This is a genomic window from Ramlibacter sp. bp-362 (assembly GCF_054956735.1).
The window spans coordinates 67,987-84,595 of sequence record NZ_JBUDXE010000004.1 but is presented as its reverse complement, the minus strand read 5'-3'; the positions used below and the strand labels follow the sequence as shown (position 1 = coordinate 84,595).

At 66.7% G+C, this 16,609-nt stretch carries 13 protein-coding genes; 10 read left to right on the top strand and 3 right to left on the bottom strand.

From position 1 onward, the window contains the following. Position 1: 1 nt before the first annotated feature. From ACY0MJ_RS06585 to ACY0MJ_RS06575, 3 genes are all read right to left on the bottom strand, one after another. A complete protein-coding gene (locus ACY0MJ_RS06585; RefSeq protein WP_462637545.1) occupies positions 2-787 on the bottom strand; it encodes a polysaccharide deacetylase family protein in 786 nt (261 codons plus the stop codon). Continuing rightward, the gene (locus ACY0MJ_RS06580) at positions 787-1,740 is read right to left on the bottom strand and encodes a YVTN family beta-propeller repeat protein (protein WP_462637802.1); all 954 of its coding nucleotides are present in this window, start codon (positions 1,738-1,740) and stop codon (positions 787-789) included. Before ACY0MJ_RS06580 ends, ACY0MJ_RS06585 begins: the two co-directional genes overlap by 1 nt. 136 nt (positions 1,741-1,876) lie before the next feature. Further along, positions 1,877-2,638 (bottom strand): pseudouridine synthase, encoded by a 762-nt coding sequence (locus ACY0MJ_RS06575; protein ID WP_462637543.1) that lies wholly within the window; start codon positions 2,636-2,638, stop codon positions 1,877-1,879. Between the two features lie 274 nt (positions 2,639-2,912). Here ACY0MJ_RS06575 and ACY0MJ_RS06570 point away from each other — a divergent pair, with 274 nt between their 5' ends. From ACY0MJ_RS06570 to ACY0MJ_RS06525, 10 genes are all read left to right on the top strand, one after another. Beyond that, positions 2,913-4,190 carry a nucleotide sugar dehydrogenase gene (locus tag ACY0MJ_RS06570; RefSeq protein WP_462637801.1) on the top strand — a complete coding sequence of 426 codons (1,278 nt, stop codon included), beginning with the start codon at positions 2,913-2,915 and terminating at the stop codon, positions 4,188-4,190. Between the two features lie 7 nt (positions 4,191-4,197). Continuing rightward, positions 4,198-5,700: an oligosaccharide flippase family protein gene (locus ACY0MJ_RS06565; protein ID WP_462637542.1), complete on the top strand. Its 1,503-nt coding sequence runs from the start codon at positions 4,198-4,200 to the stop codon at positions 5,698-5,700. Between the two features lie 21 nt (positions 5,701-5,721). Beyond that, entirely contained in the window at positions 5,722-6,540 is an 819-nt protein-coding gene (locus ACY0MJ_RS06560; RefSeq protein WP_462637541.1) for an FkbM family methyltransferase, read from the top strand. Between the two features lie 11 nt (positions 6,541-6,551). Then, positions 6,552-7,721 (top strand): glycosyltransferase family 4 protein, encoded by a 1,170-nt coding sequence (locus tag ACY0MJ_RS06555; RefSeq protein ID WP_462637540.1) that lies wholly within the window; start codon positions 6,552-6,554, stop codon positions 7,719-7,721. An 11-nt stretch (positions 7,722-7,732) separates the two neighbouring features. After that, positions 7,733-9,178, top strand: coding sequence for a phenylacetate--CoA ligase family protein (locus tag ACY0MJ_RS06550; protein ID WP_462637539.1), 1,446 nt, complete (start codon positions 7,733-7,735; stop codon positions 9,176-9,178). Continuing rightward, the gene (locus ACY0MJ_RS06545) at positions 9,175-11,538 is read left to right on the top strand and encodes a glycosyltransferase family 4 protein (RefSeq protein ID WP_462637538.1); all 2,364 of its coding nucleotides are present in this window, start codon (positions 9,175-9,177) and stop codon (positions 11,536-11,538) included. Before ACY0MJ_RS06550 ends, ACY0MJ_RS06545 begins: the two co-directional genes overlap by 4 nt. 27 nt (positions 11,539-11,565) lie before the next feature. Beyond that, entirely contained in the window at positions 11,566-12,861 is a 1,296-nt protein-coding gene (locus tag ACY0MJ_RS06540) for an O-antigen ligase family protein (protein ID WP_462637537.1), read from the top strand. Continuing rightward, entirely contained in the window at positions 12,855-13,676 is an 822-nt protein-coding gene (locus ACY0MJ_RS06535) for a class I SAM-dependent methyltransferase (RefSeq protein WP_462637536.1), read from the top strand. The genes ACY0MJ_RS06540 and ACY0MJ_RS06535 overlap by 7 nt, the downstream gene beginning before the upstream one ends. Positions 13,677-13,754: 78 nt before the next feature. Further along, positions 13,755-15,866 (top strand): bi-domain-containing oxidoreductase, encoded by a 2,112-nt coding sequence (locus ACY0MJ_RS06530; protein ID WP_462637535.1) that lies wholly within the window; start codon positions 13,755-13,757, stop codon positions 15,864-15,866. Next, complete coding sequence (locus tag ACY0MJ_RS06525) at positions 15,863-16,579, top strand: class I SAM-dependent methyltransferase (protein ID WP_462637534.1); 717 nt, start codon at positions 15,863-15,865, stop codon at positions 16,577-16,579. The genes ACY0MJ_RS06530 and ACY0MJ_RS06525 overlap by 4 nt, the downstream gene beginning before the upstream one ends. The last annotated feature ends 30 nt before the right edge of the window (positions 16,580-16,609 follow it).

Here is a 16,609-nt window from a genome sequence, read left to right as displayed (position 1 = left end):
CTTACCTGACGCGCGCGATCCACCCGCGGTAGGACGGATGGTCGCGCAAGGTGGCGAAACAGAACCCCTTGGCCTTCAGCCCGACGATCAGCGGCTCCAGCACGGCCGGCGCCCACGGGTCCTTGCGCGACCAGATGCCCAGGTGCGCCAGCAGGATGTCGCCGGGGCGGATGTCGCGCAAGGCCTTCTTGAGGAGCGCCTGGTTGCTCACGGATTCGCTGGGCAGCTCGTCGCCGAGGAAGCCGGCCGGCGACCAGCCCACCTGCTGCCACCCGCACGCACGCGCGGCGGCCAGCAGCCTGGGCGAAGTCTTGCCACCGGGGGCACGATACAGCGGCAGCGGCTTGCGGCCGGTGATCTGCTCCAGCCGCGCGGCCGAACGCGCGATCTCCGCGCAATATTCCGCAGCCGTCCACGTCCGCTCCACGCCGGCCTGCGGTCCCGCCGAAGGCCGCATGCGGAAGCGCGGCGGGTTGCCCGGCAGGTCGGCGCGCCAGTACACGTGGTCGAAGGTATGCGAGGCGAATTCGTGGCCCTCGGCCGCGCGCGCCTTCCACCAGGGCGCCCAGAAGTCGCCGAGGCTGCCGTCGCCCTCCTTCGTCTTCTCGTTGGCGGCGAAGAAGGTGACCTTGACGTCCTGCCGCTTCAGCACGTCGGCAACGAGGTTGGCCACGCCCATGTGGCCGGTGTCGAGCGTGAGGTACACGGGCCTGGTGCAGGCGGGCTGGGCCGCGGCGGCCGTCGCCGCGACGGCCAGCAGCAGGCTTGCAAGCAGCCGCACCCGCATCACTGCCTCGGCGCGTGGTCGAGCGTCCACACCCCGTGCGGCGACTTGCCGACGCGGACCTGCTTGATCACCTCGCCGGTGTCGGTGTCGATGATCGTCAGCCGCTTCGCCCAGCGCGAGGTGGTGAGCAGGTAGCGGCCGCCCGCCAGCACCTCCATGCAGTCGGGGCCGCCCGGCGCCGGGTAGGTGTCGACCACCTGCAGCGTCTGCAGGTCGATCTTGCTGATGGTGTTGGCGACGCGGTTGCTCAGGAACACGTGGCGGCCGTCGCCCGCGGCGCGGAAGGCGTGGGCGCCGGCGCCCGTCTTGATGCGGCGCACGGACTTGGGGACGGGGCCGCTCACGTCGAACACCTCCACCGAGTCGCTGCCGGTCAGCCCGACCAGCAGCAGCTTGTCATCGGGCGAGCCGAACACGTCGGCCGGCATGGGGCCGGTCTTGATGCGCCACTTGATCTCCTGTCGGGCGAGGTCGATGGCCACCAGTTCGTCGCTGTCCTGCATGGTGGAGTAGGCCGTGGTGCTCTTGCTGTCGATCCACAGGTGGCTCGGCGTCTTGCCCGTGGGAATGCGCTTCGCCAGCGTGAGTTCCGCACCGTCCCAGCGGTAGAGGTCCACGTGATTGAGGCGGTTGCCGTTCGTCACCAGCCACTTCATGTCGGGCGAGAAGCGCAGGTGGTACGGATCCATCACGCCGCGCACGACGCGCTGCACCTCGGCCGTGCGCGGGTCGATGAAAGTGAGCGAATCGGCGAGCGCGTTGGCGACGATGATGGACCGCTCGTCCGGCGTCATGTAGAGGTGGTGCGGCTCCTTGCCCGTGGGGATGCGCCGGACCTCCTTCCAGGTGGAGGGATCGATGACGCTCACGTCCGCGTCGAGCGAATTGAGGACGAAGACGGGGGCGGCGTGGGCGGCGGCGAGGCCGAGGACGGACAGCAGGGACGCCGCCAGCCAGGCCCGGCACTGGGAAACGAGGGTCACTTCGGCAAACAAACTCAGGTGTGGCGCTCTACAACGCGCGGCGGGGGCCGGCGGACGACGGGAAACGGAGCCTATTGTCCCTGTAATCCCTCACCCTTTGGCTCCGTCATTCCCGCGCAGGCTTCTCCCCGTCATTCCCGCGGAGGCGGGAACCCAGGGCTTCCAGCTCCCCCGCCCCCAGCCACCGCCACCCACCCGGCGCCAGGTCCGCCGGCAGCTCCAGCCCGCCGATCCGCGACCGATGCAGGCCGGTGACCCGGTTCCCCACCGCCGCCAGCATCCGCTTCACCTGGTGGTACTTCCCTTCCGTGAGCGTCAGGTCCAGGGCATTCGGCCCCGTGCGCACGCAGGCCGCCGCCCGCACCGGCCTGGGGCTGTCGTCCAGCACCACGCCTTCCAGCAGCCTCTCGACCTGGCGCGTGTCGACGGGGTCGGCGGTGACCACCTGGTACACCTTGGGCACGTGGTGCTTCGGCGAGCTCATCCTGTGGATGAAGGCGCCGTCGTCGGACAGCAGCAGCAGGCCCGTCGTGTCCTGGTCCAGGCGGCCGATGGCCTGCACACCCGGCTGGCCGCCCTTGACGGGGCGCTGCCGCAGCGGAGCGGGCAGCAAGGTGTAGATGCTCGGCCATGCGGAGGGCTTCTGCGAGCACTCGTAGCCGGCGGGCTTGTGCAGCATCAGGTAGGCCTTGCCGTGATAGGACCAGGCCTTGCCTTCGACGGTGAAGCGCAGGCCTTCGGGGACGAAGTCCTGGTGCGGATCCGTCACCGGAACGCCGTCGACAGTGACGAGTCCCTGCTGGACCAGACCGAGGCAGGTGCGGCGCGCGCCGAAGCCTTGCGAGTAGAGGATCTCCTGGAGTTGCATGGGCGGGGGGAGGCTAACACGCGGTGCTCCGTTGCTTCGCCGTGCATCGCCACGTTCGAATGTTCGGCCGGAGATCCGTTTGCACATGCTCGACGGTACGAACAACTGTTGTCGAAGATGAAGAACTTCGCCCACGCGCAGCTTCAGCTGGGGTACGCTTCGCACCCTCACTGAGCGGCACGCAACAACGCACTGCGTGTACCGACGCAGGACCGTGCGCAACAGTGACGCGCATCGGCGAAACAGACGGCGCATGGAGGACGTGGAGCAACACATGGACCTTGGCGGAAAGACTCTTGCAATCGTCGGCCTCGGTTATGTCGGCTTGCCGCTTGCCGTCGAATTCGGCAAGCGGCGCCCGGTCATCGGATTCGACATCAATCCGAAGCGGATCGCGGAACTGCGCTCGGAGGAAGACCACACGCTCGAGTGCAGCCGCAGCGAACTCAAGGCTGCCCGGCAACTTCGGTTTTCGTCCGACCCATCCGAACTGCGGCAGGCGCAAGTGTTCATCGTCACCGTCCCGACGCCGGTGGACCAGGCCAATCGGCCCGACATGACTGCGCTCGTCAAGGCCAGCGAAATCGTGGGCCACGCGCTGAAGAAGGGGGACGTCGTGATCTACGAATCCACCGTCTATCCCGGCGCCACGGAGGAAGTGTGCGTTCCGGTCCTGGAACGCACCAGCGGGCTGCATTTCAACGTCGACTTCTTCTGCGGGTACAGCCCCGAGCGGATCAATCCCGGCGACAAGGAGCATCGCCTTCCTTCGATCCGGAAAGTGACGAGCGGCAGTACGGAGGAAGTCGCGCATGCCGTCGACGACCTCTATGCGGAGATCGTCACGGCCGGCACCCACATGGCCAGCAGCATCAAGGTGGCCGAGGCGGCGAAGGTGATCGAGAACACGCAACGCGACGTGAACATCGCGCTCATGAACGAACTGAGCCTGATCTTCCGTCGCCTCGGCATCGATACCCTGGAAGTGCTGCAGGCCGCCGCCACGAAATGGAACTTCCTTCCGTTCCGTCCGGGGCTGGTAGGCGGGCACTGCATTGGCGTGGATCCCTACTACCTGACGCACAAGGCACAGGAACTGGGTTACCACCCCGAGGTCATCCTGGCGGGACGGCGCATCAACGACAACATGGCCAGGCACGTCGCGGATGAAACGGTGAAGCTGATGCTGCGCAAGGGAATTCCGGTTCTCGACAGCAGGATCCTCGTGCTCGGGCTGTCCTTCAAGGAGAACTGCCCCGACGTGCGCAATACGAAAGTCGTGGACATGATCCGGACACTGCAGGGCTACAACGCGCGCGTCGACGTCTACGACCCATGGGTGGACGTGGAGGAGGCGGAGCACGAATATGGCTTGAAATGCCTTCGTGAGCTACCGGCCCTTGGCGCGTATGCGGCGATCGTCCTTGCAGTCGGGCACCGCCAATTCGCAGAACTCGGGGAATCGGGCGTGCGCGCCTTCGGCCAGCCCGGAGCCGTACTGTTCGACGTCAAGGGCATACTGCCGCCGGGGGCCGCTGACCGGCGACTGTAAGGACAAGATGGCACACGCCAGGTCGGCCCTCTCGTTCGGCGCACCGCCGCAGTCCCTGAAGAAGATCACGTTCCGTGCTCTGGGATGGGCGGGCGTCGGTTCGGCCCTGTCGGTGGCCATCACGTTCACCCGGCTGGCCATCCTCTCGCGGCTCCTCACCCCCGCGGACTTCGGCATCTTCGCCGTCGGGAATTCGCTCGTCACCTTTCTCGCCGGGCTTGCGCAGGGCCTGTTCGCGGCTGCGCTGTTGCAGGACCGCGTCGGCACCCGCGACAACAGCAGCGCTGCGTCGGGTCTGGCTTGCTCCGTCCTGTTCGGACTCTTGTGCGCGTCCGTGCTGCTGCTGTTCCCGGGGCAGCTGGGCGCAGCCTATCGCATCGAGAGCTACAGCGCCGTCTTCATGTACATGGCGCCCGTGGTCGTCCTGCGATGCATGGCGCAGGTACCGTGGGCGGTGCTGCAGCGGGAACTCCGCTTCCGGACCGAATTCGCATGCACCGGCGCCGCGCTCCTGACCGGCACGATCGTGTCGGTGGCAATGGCATGGCACGGTGAGGGATTCCGCGCACTCGTCGCTGGGCTCGTGGCCGAAGCGGCCGTGCTGGCTCTCGCCACGCTTTCCGCGAGCTGGAGGAGCATTGCCGCGCGGCCGACGGCGCAGGCCGCGCTGGGGCTGGTGCTGCGGTTTGGTGGTTCCTATTCGGTGACCTTCGTCAGCGGGATCATGAACCAGGGTGTTCAGTATTTCCTCGTTTCGATGCGCGAATCTGCCTTTTCCCTGGGCCTCTTCTCTCGCGCCCAGGCCCTGCACGAGGCCTTCTCGGGCAGCGTCTTCGGCGCGTTCATCAACAGGCTGTTTCGCATATTCCCCCTGATGAATGGGGACACGCAAAGGCTCGGCAAGGCCATGGCGGTTTCGATCGAGCTCGTCGCGCTCATCACCCTTCCCGTCACCGCCATGCTGTTCTTCTCCGCCGATACGATCGTGCGGATCCTGCTCGGTCCCGACTGGAGCCAGGCGGCCGTCCTGTTCGCGATCTTCTCGCTCGGCCTCATGCCGCGTCTTTGCTACAAGGTGACCGAGTTCATTTCGTATGCGCTGGGCCGCGCGTTCAGCACCAGCATCCGCTCGGTTGCCAATCTCGCCGCCGTCGCCGCGGCCATCCTCCTGGCCGCGCCTTTCGGCCTCACCTGGATCGTCGCTGCCGTGGCCGGAGTCGCGGCCCTGAACTATCTCACCTCGGCAGCGATTGCGGTCAAGGGGCTCGGCTGGACCTGGACGGCGTTCTCGGTTCTCCACCTGCGTGGAATGGTCCTTGCGACGGTGATCGTTGTCGTTTTCCTCCTCCAGCCGAACCATTCCGTGCTGCCCGGCGTTCTGGCGGACATCGTTTCGTGCGCCATCGGGACGCTGCTCGTCCTTGCCTGCTGCTGGGCATTCCCCACCGTCCTCCTTGGAGAACGCATCCTGGATCTGTCGCCGAAACTGCGTCGCTGGGTGCGCTGCTGACCCTTAGACGCGAGCACCATCATGAGACTCGACCCTCTGCACAAGCGCGTACCGAAGCTGACGCTGGTCAGGATGTTCGGCGCGGCCGGTTACGCCAACATCATGGCGAGCATGTACCGCACGCTGCCTTCGCGCGCGAAGACGCATCGCGTCCGCTTCCGTACCGTCGACGACCTGATCGTGGCGAGCGATGGCAGCGACGAGATCTACTTCTGCGTTCCCGAGCGCGCCACCCGCTACATCTGGAACGAGGGGCCGCTGCACATTGCCGACCTACTCTGGTCGCGCTACGTGGGCAGCGACTACGAGCCGATCCGGGACGAGGTCCTGATCGACGTCGGCGCCAACGTCGGCGAGTTCTCGGCCGCCGGGGCGCGCCGCGGGATGAAGGTCCACGCGTTCGAACCGGACGCCGCCGCGTTCGGCGCCCTGAGCAGGAACCTCCGGGCGGTTCCAGGTGCCGTGGCGAACTGCGTCGGGCTCGGCGATGCGCGCACCGAACGCACGTTCTACGTCGCAACCGGGCAGGCGGATTCCTCCTTCATTCGCCCCGAGCGTTTCAGCTCCTCCATGGTCCTGAAACTGGTGCCGCTGGACGAATACATCGCCGAAAAGGGGATCGATTCCATTGGCCTGCTCAAGATCGAGGCGGAGGGCTTCGAGCCGGAGGTGCTCGCGGGCGCGCGGCATGCGCTGACCGTCTCACGCTACGTGAGCATCGACTGCAGCCCCGAACGGCAGGGAGCCGACACTGTCGCGGAGTGCCAGGAAGCCCTGCTCCGGGCCGGCTTGCGCGTCGAGCGAAGCGGGTGGATCCTGCGCGGGGTGCGTGGACGTTGAAGCAGCCCGACATGAAGACAACCGCCAAGCGCCGCATCCTCGTCGTCCAGCCTGTGGTGACCCACTACCGGGTGCCGTTCTTCCGTCTCGTGCAGCAGGCACCGGATCTCGAGGTCATCGTGGCCGCAGCAGACCGGTTCATGGGATTCCAGTCCGATCCGACGTTCGCCAGGGCCGCGGCGCCCATCCGCGCGTTTCCGGGTGCAAGGCTGTTCTGGCAATCCATCGACCTGTCCAACCTGCGCGGCGGCGACGGAGTCATCTTTTCGGGGAACGCACGCTTCCTCAACCTGCTGCCCGACATGGCAGCGGCGAAGCTGCGTGGGCTGAGGGTTGGCTGGTGGGGACACTGGCGCTCCTCGGGAGGCCGCAAGGCGCTGGCGGGAATCCGCCGGGCCGTCAGCCGGCGGGCCGACATGGTGCTCGCCTACAGCGCGGCGGAAAGAAGCGAGGCGATCGCAGCCGGCGTGCCGGCTGAAAGCGCTTTCGCCGCACCCAACACGATCGACGACCGCAACATCAGGCAGATGATGGCCAGGAGGCTGGAGGCGCCTCCTCGATTCGATCCCCCATTCCCCGACGGCAAGCCTTACTTCCTCTCGATAGGCCGGCTGATCCCTTCCAAGAGGGTGGACCTGTGCATTCGCGCGCTCGCGGGCATGCAGCAGTTCGACGCCGGCCTGTTGATCGTCGGGGACGGCCCCGAGCGCGAAGCGCTGGAAACGCTGGCATCTTCGCTCGGTGTATCGGCCCGGGTGCGATTCATGGGGTCTCTCACGAACGACGAAGACCTGCAACCCCTCTTTGACGGTGCGCTCGCATCCGTCTCCGCCGGACCGATCGGACTGGCTGCGCCGCACTCGCTGGCGTTCCATGTCCCGGTGATCTTCGTCGACACCTGCAACGGTCCCGAGGAGCACTTCCTGGTGCATGGCAGGAACGCTCTGCGCTGCGTGCAGTCGGAGGAAGGGCTCCGCTCCGCGATGGTGACTCTCGCATCGGACCCCCAGGCGCTGCGCCACCTCAGGGACGGTGCCCGTGAGAGCGCCGAGCGTGAGGTGCCGATCAGCAACATGGTCGAGGGCTTCCTCGCCGCCTGCCGATACCTCGTCGCCAGGGGAGGAGCCGAAGATCCTGCATCAGGGCCGGTCGCCTCGAGCCTGGGCCCCCAGAACCAATGACCCCCCTGCGAATGCCGACGTCCGTCCTCCGGTCCGCGTATGGTTTCCTGCCGGTCTTCCTGCAGGAAGCCGTGTTCTCGGCGGCCGGGGCCTTGCGCGCGCGTCAGCGGTATGGCCCGGAATTCCGCGCCCGACTCGCCGAACTCTTGCGCAGCGAATGGTGGGATGCGGATCGCATCGCGGAGTACCAGCTCGCCGCCCTGAACCGCATCTTCAGCGAATCGGTGATGGATGCTCCCTTGTACCAGCGAAAGTATGCCGGGATCCGGGGGGCAGGCCGGCCGTTCCGCAGCCTGGACGAACTGCGGGAACTTCCGATCCTGCGCAAGGAAGAGGTCGCATCGGATCCGCAGTCCCTGCGGCCCGCCCACCTCGCCCGGACCAGGCTGATCGCCGGCCTGACCAGCGGAACCACGGGGACACCACTGCCCGTTCACCTGACGCCTGCAGCGATTCAGGCGCAATGGGCGGTGTGGTGGCGGTTTCGCGCACGCTTCGGCATCGCGCCTGGCGACCGCTTCCTCACCGTCGGAGCGCGCGTGCCATTGCCCGCGAACCAATCCGAGCCGCCTTACTGGCGCTGGGATTGGGCCAATAACCGCTGCTATCTCAGTTCCTACCACCTTCAGCCGGAGCGCCTGGGCGCGATCGCGAGATTCGTCGCGGAGACGCCCTTCGAATTCCTCACCGGATATCCTTCCGCGTTGGTCCTCGTGGCCAGCCACATGCTCGAGCACGGGATCAGGCCGCACTACCGGCCGAAAGCAGTACTCACCGGATCCGACGCCTTGCTGCCGGGCTTCGAGCAGTGCATCGCCGAGGTCTTTCAGTGCCCGGTGAGCGATCAGTACGGAATGGCGGAGTTCGCGGGAAATCTCTCCCGTTGTCCGGCTGGCAATTACCACGAGGATTTCGAGTGCGGCATCGTCGAGCTCGAGCCGATGCCGGGGTTCGCCGACGGCCGCGGCAGGCTGATCCTGACCGGGCTGCTGAACACCGCCATGCCTCTCGTTCGATACGACATCGGCGACAGCGCGGTGCCGCTGGGGGGACCGTGCTCGTGCGGGCGGCACTCGCGCGCGTTCAGCGCAATCCACGGACGCCTGGAGGACTACATCCTGGCGCCGGATGGCCGGCGGATCATCGGCATGAACCAGGTCCTGGAGTACGGCGGCCCCATGCGCGAGGCCCAGATCCGCCAGACGGCCGCCGACAGGCTCTCCATCCTGTATGTCACGCGCAATGGCGGACAGGATATCGACCGCGCAGCGATTCTCCGCGAGCTGCACCTGCGCGGAATCGGCGGCGCTTTCGCCATCGACTTCCAGCGGGTGCAGGCGGTGCCTCGCGAAGCGAATGGCAAGTTCCGCGCGGTGGTCTGCGAGATTTCCGCGGACGCGCGCCCCGATCACTGGCGCCCCTCCGCCCAGCAGGACCGTCACGGGGTGAGCGCATGAAGGTCGTCCACACCCTCTTTGCGTACGACCATGGCCGTTTCCGCGGCGGCGTCACCAAGGCGGCGGCCGAGTTGGCGGCGGCCCAGGCCTCCATCGGCCTGGACGTGGAGATCTGGGCCCCGCACAGGGGGCCGGAACTTCTCGTCAGCCGCCATGAGCAGACCACCGTGCGTCAATTTCCCGGCCACGCCATCGGGAGCGTCACCTGGTCCGAAAGCCTGGGAAAGGCCCTCCTGAACCTGCCCGCCGGAACTGTGCTGCATGCGCACAGCATTTTCGACCCGGTGAACTGGCAGACCGCCCGCGCTGCCAGGAAGGCGGGATTGCCGCTGTTCGCGCATTGCCACGGCGCCGTCGCTCCGGAATTGATCCGGACCTCCGATCCCAGGGGTCTCAAGAAGAGAACCTACTCGCATTTCATCGAAATCCCGAACCTGAACTCGGCGCAGGCGGTGTTCGCGCTCACCGAAATGGAGCGCAGCAGGATTGCCGCCTGCAACGTCAAGGCGCCGATCCAGGTGGTTCCCAACGGAGTCGTCCTGCCGCCCGTGCCAGGTGGCGGCGCGGGCCGCGACCTGCGGGCGGAACTGGGCCTGCGTGCCTCCGATCCCATCGTCCTCTTCCTCGGGCGGATCAATCCGATCAAGCAGATCGAGGACATCATCGATGGCTTCGCCCTTGCCGCGCGCGACAATGCAAGCCTCCATCTGATCATCGCGGGAAGCGCGACGACCGCACAGCACTACGCGCGCACCCTGCGCGAGCGGGCCGCCGCCCTCCCCTGCGCCGCACGGGTCCACTGGATCGGCCATGTCCACGAAGCCGACAAGCAGGCCGTCTTCGCGGCAGCCGACCTGTTCGTCCACGCATCCCGCTCCGAGGGCATGTCGATGGCGATTCTCGAGGCCATGTCTTTCGGCAAGTGCGTGATCGCCACGCCGGGGTGCCACATGGAGGCCGCCGCCGACGCCGGCGCCCTCGTGGAGGTGCCTGGCACGCCGGAAGCCCTGGGTCGCGCATTCTCGTGGCTGGCGGGTGCCCACGAGCGACGTGCAAGCATCGGTGCGCTGGCCCGAGAACACGTCGCGCGCCAGCACGACTGGAAGGCGATCGCATCCCGGGTCGCCGGCTTCTACGAGCGTGCATCCGGGGCGGCGACGCGGCGAGGCGACGACCAGCCCGCGGCCGACGTCATCCTGCGCGACGACCCGAACCCGGCACGCGCGCTGCGGGTCGCTGTCTGGTACCCGCGACTGGCAACCTCCGGCTACTCGGGACCGAGCGCCAACTTCCTGCGGCTTTTCTCCGAGGGGTCCGACAAGATCCAGTTCACGCTCGTCACTTCGGCGCACGAGACAGGGACGCTTCCGCCCGGGATGGGGCTTCGTCAGGTTGCCCGGCTCCCTGGGCCGCTGCGGAAACACCAGCAGGTTGTGCTGATCCTCGCCCTTCTTCGCTGGATCGCCGTGCACCGCCGGACCTTCGACGTGTTCTACGGACTGTCCACTTTCCACTACTCCGTGGTGCCGGCGTTTTTCGCCCACCTGCTGGGGCTCAAGGCGGTGGTCCGGCCTGCCGGCCTGTTCGACTATGCCCCGCGGCCCGTCACGCCTTTGGGGCGTCTCGCAGCGCGGATGAAGCTGGCCATGCTGCGCAGACTCGATGGCGTCGTCGCGATCAACACCCACATCCGTGACCAGTTCATCCAATACGGCGTGCCCCCCACGCGCGTTTGCCTCGCACCCAATGCCGTGGACGTCGCGCGCTTCGCTCCCGTGCCCGGCAGGCCCGGAAGGAACCCGCTGGTCCTGGTCCACGTGGGCGGATGGACTGCACGCAAGCGCTTGCACGTGCTGGTGGAAGTCCTGCGGCTCACGCGTGCAGCCGGCGCGGATGTCCGTGTCATTTCCGCGGGGCCGCGCGACGACCCGCGCTACGCCGCGATGATCGAGGCCCGGGTGGAGGAGTGCGATCTGGCCGACTGCTTCCACTGGGTCGGACAGGTCGCCGACATCGAGAACATCTACCGGGCCGGGCACATCTTCTGCCTGCCATCGGCCGCCGAGGGCATGCCGAACGCGATGATCGAAGCGATGGCGTGCGGCTTGCCCGCGGTCGTGACACATCTTCCCGGCACGGCAGACGTCGTCCGAGACGGCATCGACGGATTCATCTTCCCGCAGCCCCGCGACGACGCGGAGCTGGCCGAGCAGATCGCCGCCTGCGCGCTCCGGTATGCAGCCGATCCGGAACTGCTGGCCCGCCATGGCGAATCCGCCCGCCTGCGGGTCGTGCAGACGTTCAGCAGGGATATCGCGAAAGCCAGGATCGAGGATTTCCTGGTGACTGTCAGCGCGTAGCAAGTCATGCAGCCACCCTCCACACTCATGCTGCAGGCGGGCGCGCCTGCCAGACCACGTCCCGCCTCGGGCGGGAAGCTGACCGACGCAACGACCGATCTGATGGTCGCCGTGCTGATCGTCGGCTTTCCGGTGGCATTCGCAGTCCAGGTACTACTCGGCCTGGAAGAAAACCTCCTGACCGTGGCCATTCGCGCGGTCACGGTCGGTCTTTCCGTTGCGGTCCTCGCCTTGCGCGGCCCCCGGTTCACGCGCACCACCGGCCTGGCCATGGCCGCGCTGGTCGCCTTCGCCGCCATGTACGGCAAGACGATGGTGGACGTCCTGCTCGTGGAGGAGCAGGACAGCCTCGCCTCGCCGACGGTGATGTTCGGCCTGTTCCTCGGGATCGGGATCATCCCGTCGTTCGTCATCCTCCTCTGCCAGGTCGGCTATGACGAAGGTGGCAGGCGCATGCGTTCCGTGCTGCGCGTGCTGTTGCTGCTCAACACGCTCTTCCTGGCCGTCGCACTGTTCAACGGGCGCGACCTGCTCGGGACGGATTTCGGGCGCTTCAAGGTCGAGGGCGGGATCAACCAGATCTACATGGGCCACATGGGCGTGCTCAACCTGTATGTGGTTTTCTTTTTGGCCGTGCTGGAGCGCGCGACGCTGTCCCTGGCGACGAAGGGCTTCATGGCGGGCGCAGTGATCATCAGTTGCGTGATGATCATCCTTGCCGGCTCCCGCGGCCCGTTCGTCGCGCTCTACGTGACACTGCTTTACATCGTCGTGTCCCGCATCAGGAGGACTTCCGGGATCATGCTCGGCATCCTCGGCATCAGTTCCATGGCCGCGTTCGTGATGCTCGTCGACCCCTATCAGTTCCGCGAATGGACCGGGAGCAGCCTGCTCATCCGGATCTTCGAGGACGAGGACTTCGCGGACGAGGCGCGCCTCACTACCTACCAGATCGCCTGGGAGAATTTCATGGCCCATCCGCTGGTCGGGCGCGAACTGCTCGTGTTCGGAACGTATCCGCACAATTTCCTGCTCGAAATCCTGATGGCCACGGGACTTTCCGGGATGGCCCTGTTCCTCGTGATGTACCTGCGCGCATTGAAGGAGTGCCTGGCGGCATGCTTTGGTGGCCGCCTCACCTTCTTCCATGTGTTCCTGGTGCACACGTCGGTGATGTTCATGTTCTCCGGGGCCGTCTGGGGAATGCACATGCTCTGGACGGCCCTCGCGCTCGTGCTGGTGATCCACGCCCGGCAGGTCCAGGCGCGCAGACGGCCGCGCCCAGTGAAGTTGCGTTCGAGACCCGAGGAAATGCGATGCTGAGCCCTGCCCCGCGCGACGAGATTTCCCGCTGCCTCGCGGGCGAAAAACTGTACGGCGAGGACCTGAGTCCGCCGGAACTGGAGGCCTGGCTCGCCTCCGAGAAGGAAGGCTACGCCGAGCTCGGCGCATCGGACCGGTCGAGGTATGCGTACAAGTACCACGCGCTCAACGTGTACCACCATTACCGCCACCTGCCCGACGCGCGCTTCCCACGCGCCTTGGGCCTGGGAAGCGCCTATGGGGACGAACTCGCGCCCATCGCCGAGCGCCTTGACCACATCACGATCCTGGATCCGTCCGACGCGTTCGCCGGCAGCACGACGCTTTTCGGGCGGCCGTGCGACTGGGTGAAGCCGCAAGCGAGCGGTGATCTACCGTTCGCGTCCGGCACTTTCGACCTCATCACGTGCTTCGGCGTCCTGCATCACATCCCCAACGTGACGCACGCGATCGTCGAATGCCATCGCGTGCTGGCGCCCGGTGGCTACTTCCTCCTGCGTGAGCCCATCGTATCGATGGGCGACTGGCGACGGGAAAGGCCTGGCCTCACGAAGAACGAACGCGGCATCCCGCGGCCGATCTTCGAACGCGTGATCCGGGAAGCCGGGTTCGTCGTCGTGAGCAAGTCGCTTTGCAACTTCCGGCCGATCGCCATGCTCTCAGCCCGGGCGGGTGTGCCGGCTTTCAATCATTCCGGGCTGGTGCGGGCCGACGCTCTGTTCAGCTGGCTCTCCGGCTGGAACTATACCTACCACCGCACCAGGACGGCCCAGAAGCTCGCGCCCGCGTCCATGGCCTTCGTCCTGCGCAAGTGAGACCTCGATGAAACAGATCGCTCGGCGGCATGGAGCCGCTTTCCGGCGCCCACCGGCGGAGGTGTACAGGTGAGGCAAGTGATCCAACGATTCTCGAACGGCGGGACGGAGATCCTGGACGTGCCCTCGCCGGTTCGCAAGCCTGCGCACGTTCTGGTGCGGACGTCGGCCTCCCTCATCTCCTCCGGCACGGAGCGGATGCTGGTCGGCTTCGGCCGGGCCAACTGGCTCGAAAAGGCGCGGCAGCACCCGGACAAGGTGAAGCAGGTGCTCCAGAAGGCGAAGTCGGACGGCGTCGTCGCGACAGTCGAGGCGGTCCGCACGAAACTCGACCAGCCGATCGCACCAGGCTACTGCAACGTGGGCCGTGTGCTGGAGGTGGATCCCGGCGTACCGGGCCTGGCCGTCGGGGACCGGGTCGTGAGCAATGGCAGCCATGCCGAAGTCGTGACCGTTCCGCAGATGCTGTGCGCCCGCGTACCCGACGGTGTCAGTGATGAGGCGGCAGCGTTCACGGTGGTCGGGGCCATCGGCCTGCAGGGGATCCGCCTTGCGCAAGCGACGCTGGGGGAATGCGTGGTGGTGATCGGCCTGGGGCTGATCGGCCTTCTGACCGTGCAGATGCTTCGTTCGCAAGGCTGCCGGGTCCTCGGCATCGACTTCGATGCGCATCGGCTTGCGCTGGCGCGCGACTTCGGCGCAGAGGTCGTGGATGGCCGCGCCGCGGACGTTCTGCTCGCAGCCGCGGCATTTTCCCGCGATCGCGGCGTGGATGCCGTCCTGGTCACGGCAGCGACCAGCAGCAACGAGCCCATCAGCCAGGCCGCACGGATGTGCCGCAAACGGGGCCGCATCGTGCTGGTGGGGGTTGCCGGCCTGGAGCTGTCGCGCGCGGACTTCTACGAGAAGGAGCTGACCTTCCAGGTCAGCTGCTCCTACGGTCCGGGCCGGTACGACGTAGCCTACGAGGAGCGCGGGCAGGACTATCCGGCCGGCTTCGTGCGCTGGACAGCCCAACGCAATTTCGAGGCCGTGCTGGACCTGATGGCCTCCGGAGCGCTGGACGTCCAGCCCTTGATCTCACACAGGTTCGACATCGGGCAGGTGGAAGCCGCCTATGATCTGCTCACCTCCGGCGAACAATCGCTCGGCATCCTTCTGCAATACCCCGCGGACGACCAAGCCAGCCCGCCGACGGCGCACAGCGTCCAGCTTGGCGCCGATCCGGTCCGCGTGGGCCGCGGCACCGTGGTCTTCCTGGGTGCCGGAAACTACGCCGGTCGCGTGTTGATTCCGGCATTTGCCTCGGCCGGCGCCAACCTGAGGACCGTGGTGAGCGGCGGCGGGCTCAGCGCCGCCTACATCGGCAGGAAGCACGGCTTCCATCGGGCCGCGACCGACGACGCGGCGGCCATCGTCGATCCCGTGGCGGACACGGTCGTCATCGCCACCCGCCATAACGAGCACGCCCGCCAGGTGCTCGCCGCTCTCCGCGCCGGCAAGCACGTGTTCTGCGAAAAGCCCTTGTGCCTGCGTCTGGACGAACTGTCCGAGATCGAGAGCGCTGCGCGCGAACATCCCGGCCAGCTACTGATGCTTGGCTTCAATCGCAGGTTCGCGCCCCAGGTCGTCCGCATGAGGGAACTCCTGGAAGCCGTGCCCGAGCCCAAGAGCTTCGTCATGACGGTGAACGCCGGCGAGATTCCGGCGGACCACTGGACCCAATCGCGCGAGATCGGCGGTGGACGCATCATCGGCGAAGCCTGTCATTTCGTGGACCTGTTGCGGCATCTCGCCGGCGCTCCGATCGCGAGCCACCGCGTCGCCGCCCTGGGCCGGGGGGCCGCGCTGGGTTCCACCAACGACAACGTGAGCATCACGCTGGAGTTCGCGGACGGATCGGTCGGCACCATTCACTACCTGGCGAATGGAAACAAGGGATTCCCGAAGGAACGCCTCGAGGTTTTCTGCGGCGGTCGCGTGCTGCAGCTGGACAACTTCCTGAGGCTCAGGGGCTGGGGCTGGCGGGGATTCCGCAGCGCGAACCTCTGGCGGCAGGACAAGGGCACCACGCAATGCGTCGAGGCCTTCCTGAAAGCCGTCCGCGGCGAGGCGCCGGCGCCGATTCCAGCCGCGGAGATCTTCGAAAGCAGTCGCGTTGCCATTGAAATTGCGGAGACCCTCACATGACCTGGACGGTGCAACGGCTGGATGGCCTGCTCTATCCCGAATACACGCGCAACTGGGACGACCGGATGTTCCGGGAGCGCATCCTGCGCCACCTCGATGCGACAAAGGTCGTGCTCGACCTGGGAGCGGGTTCGGGCAACGTGAAGGAAATGAACTTCCGGGGACTCGCCGCGCGGGTTTGCGGCGTTGACCTCGACCCCCGCGTCGCGGCCAACCCGATGCTGGACGAGGGTCGGGTCGCGGACGCCGCCGGAATCCCGTATCCGGATGCGATGTTCGATGTCGTATTTGCCGACAACGTCGTGGAGCACCTCGAAGATCCCGTGCGGGTGTTCCAGGATGTCCTGCGCGTGCTCAAGCCCGGCGGCGTTTTCCTGTTCAAGACGCCGAACAAGACCCACTACATGCCCGTGATGGCCCGGTTGACCCCTCACAGGTTCCACCAGTTCGTGAACCGGCTGCGCGGGCGCGCGGAACTCGACACGTTCCCGACCAAGTATCGGGCGAATTCCGTCGCGGACGTCCGCCGTGTGGCCGCGGCCGCCGGCTTCGAGATCACGCGACTGGAGCGCGTCGAAGGCCGGCCGGAGTATCTCCGCCTTTCCGGCCTCACTTACCTGTTTGGCGCAGCCTACGAGCGGCTGGTCAACTCCAGCGAGCTGTTTTCGATGTTCCGCATCCTGCTGATCGCGGAACTGCGGAAGGCCCCCTGACCCGACGCCCCTTCTTCCACCGGAATCGAG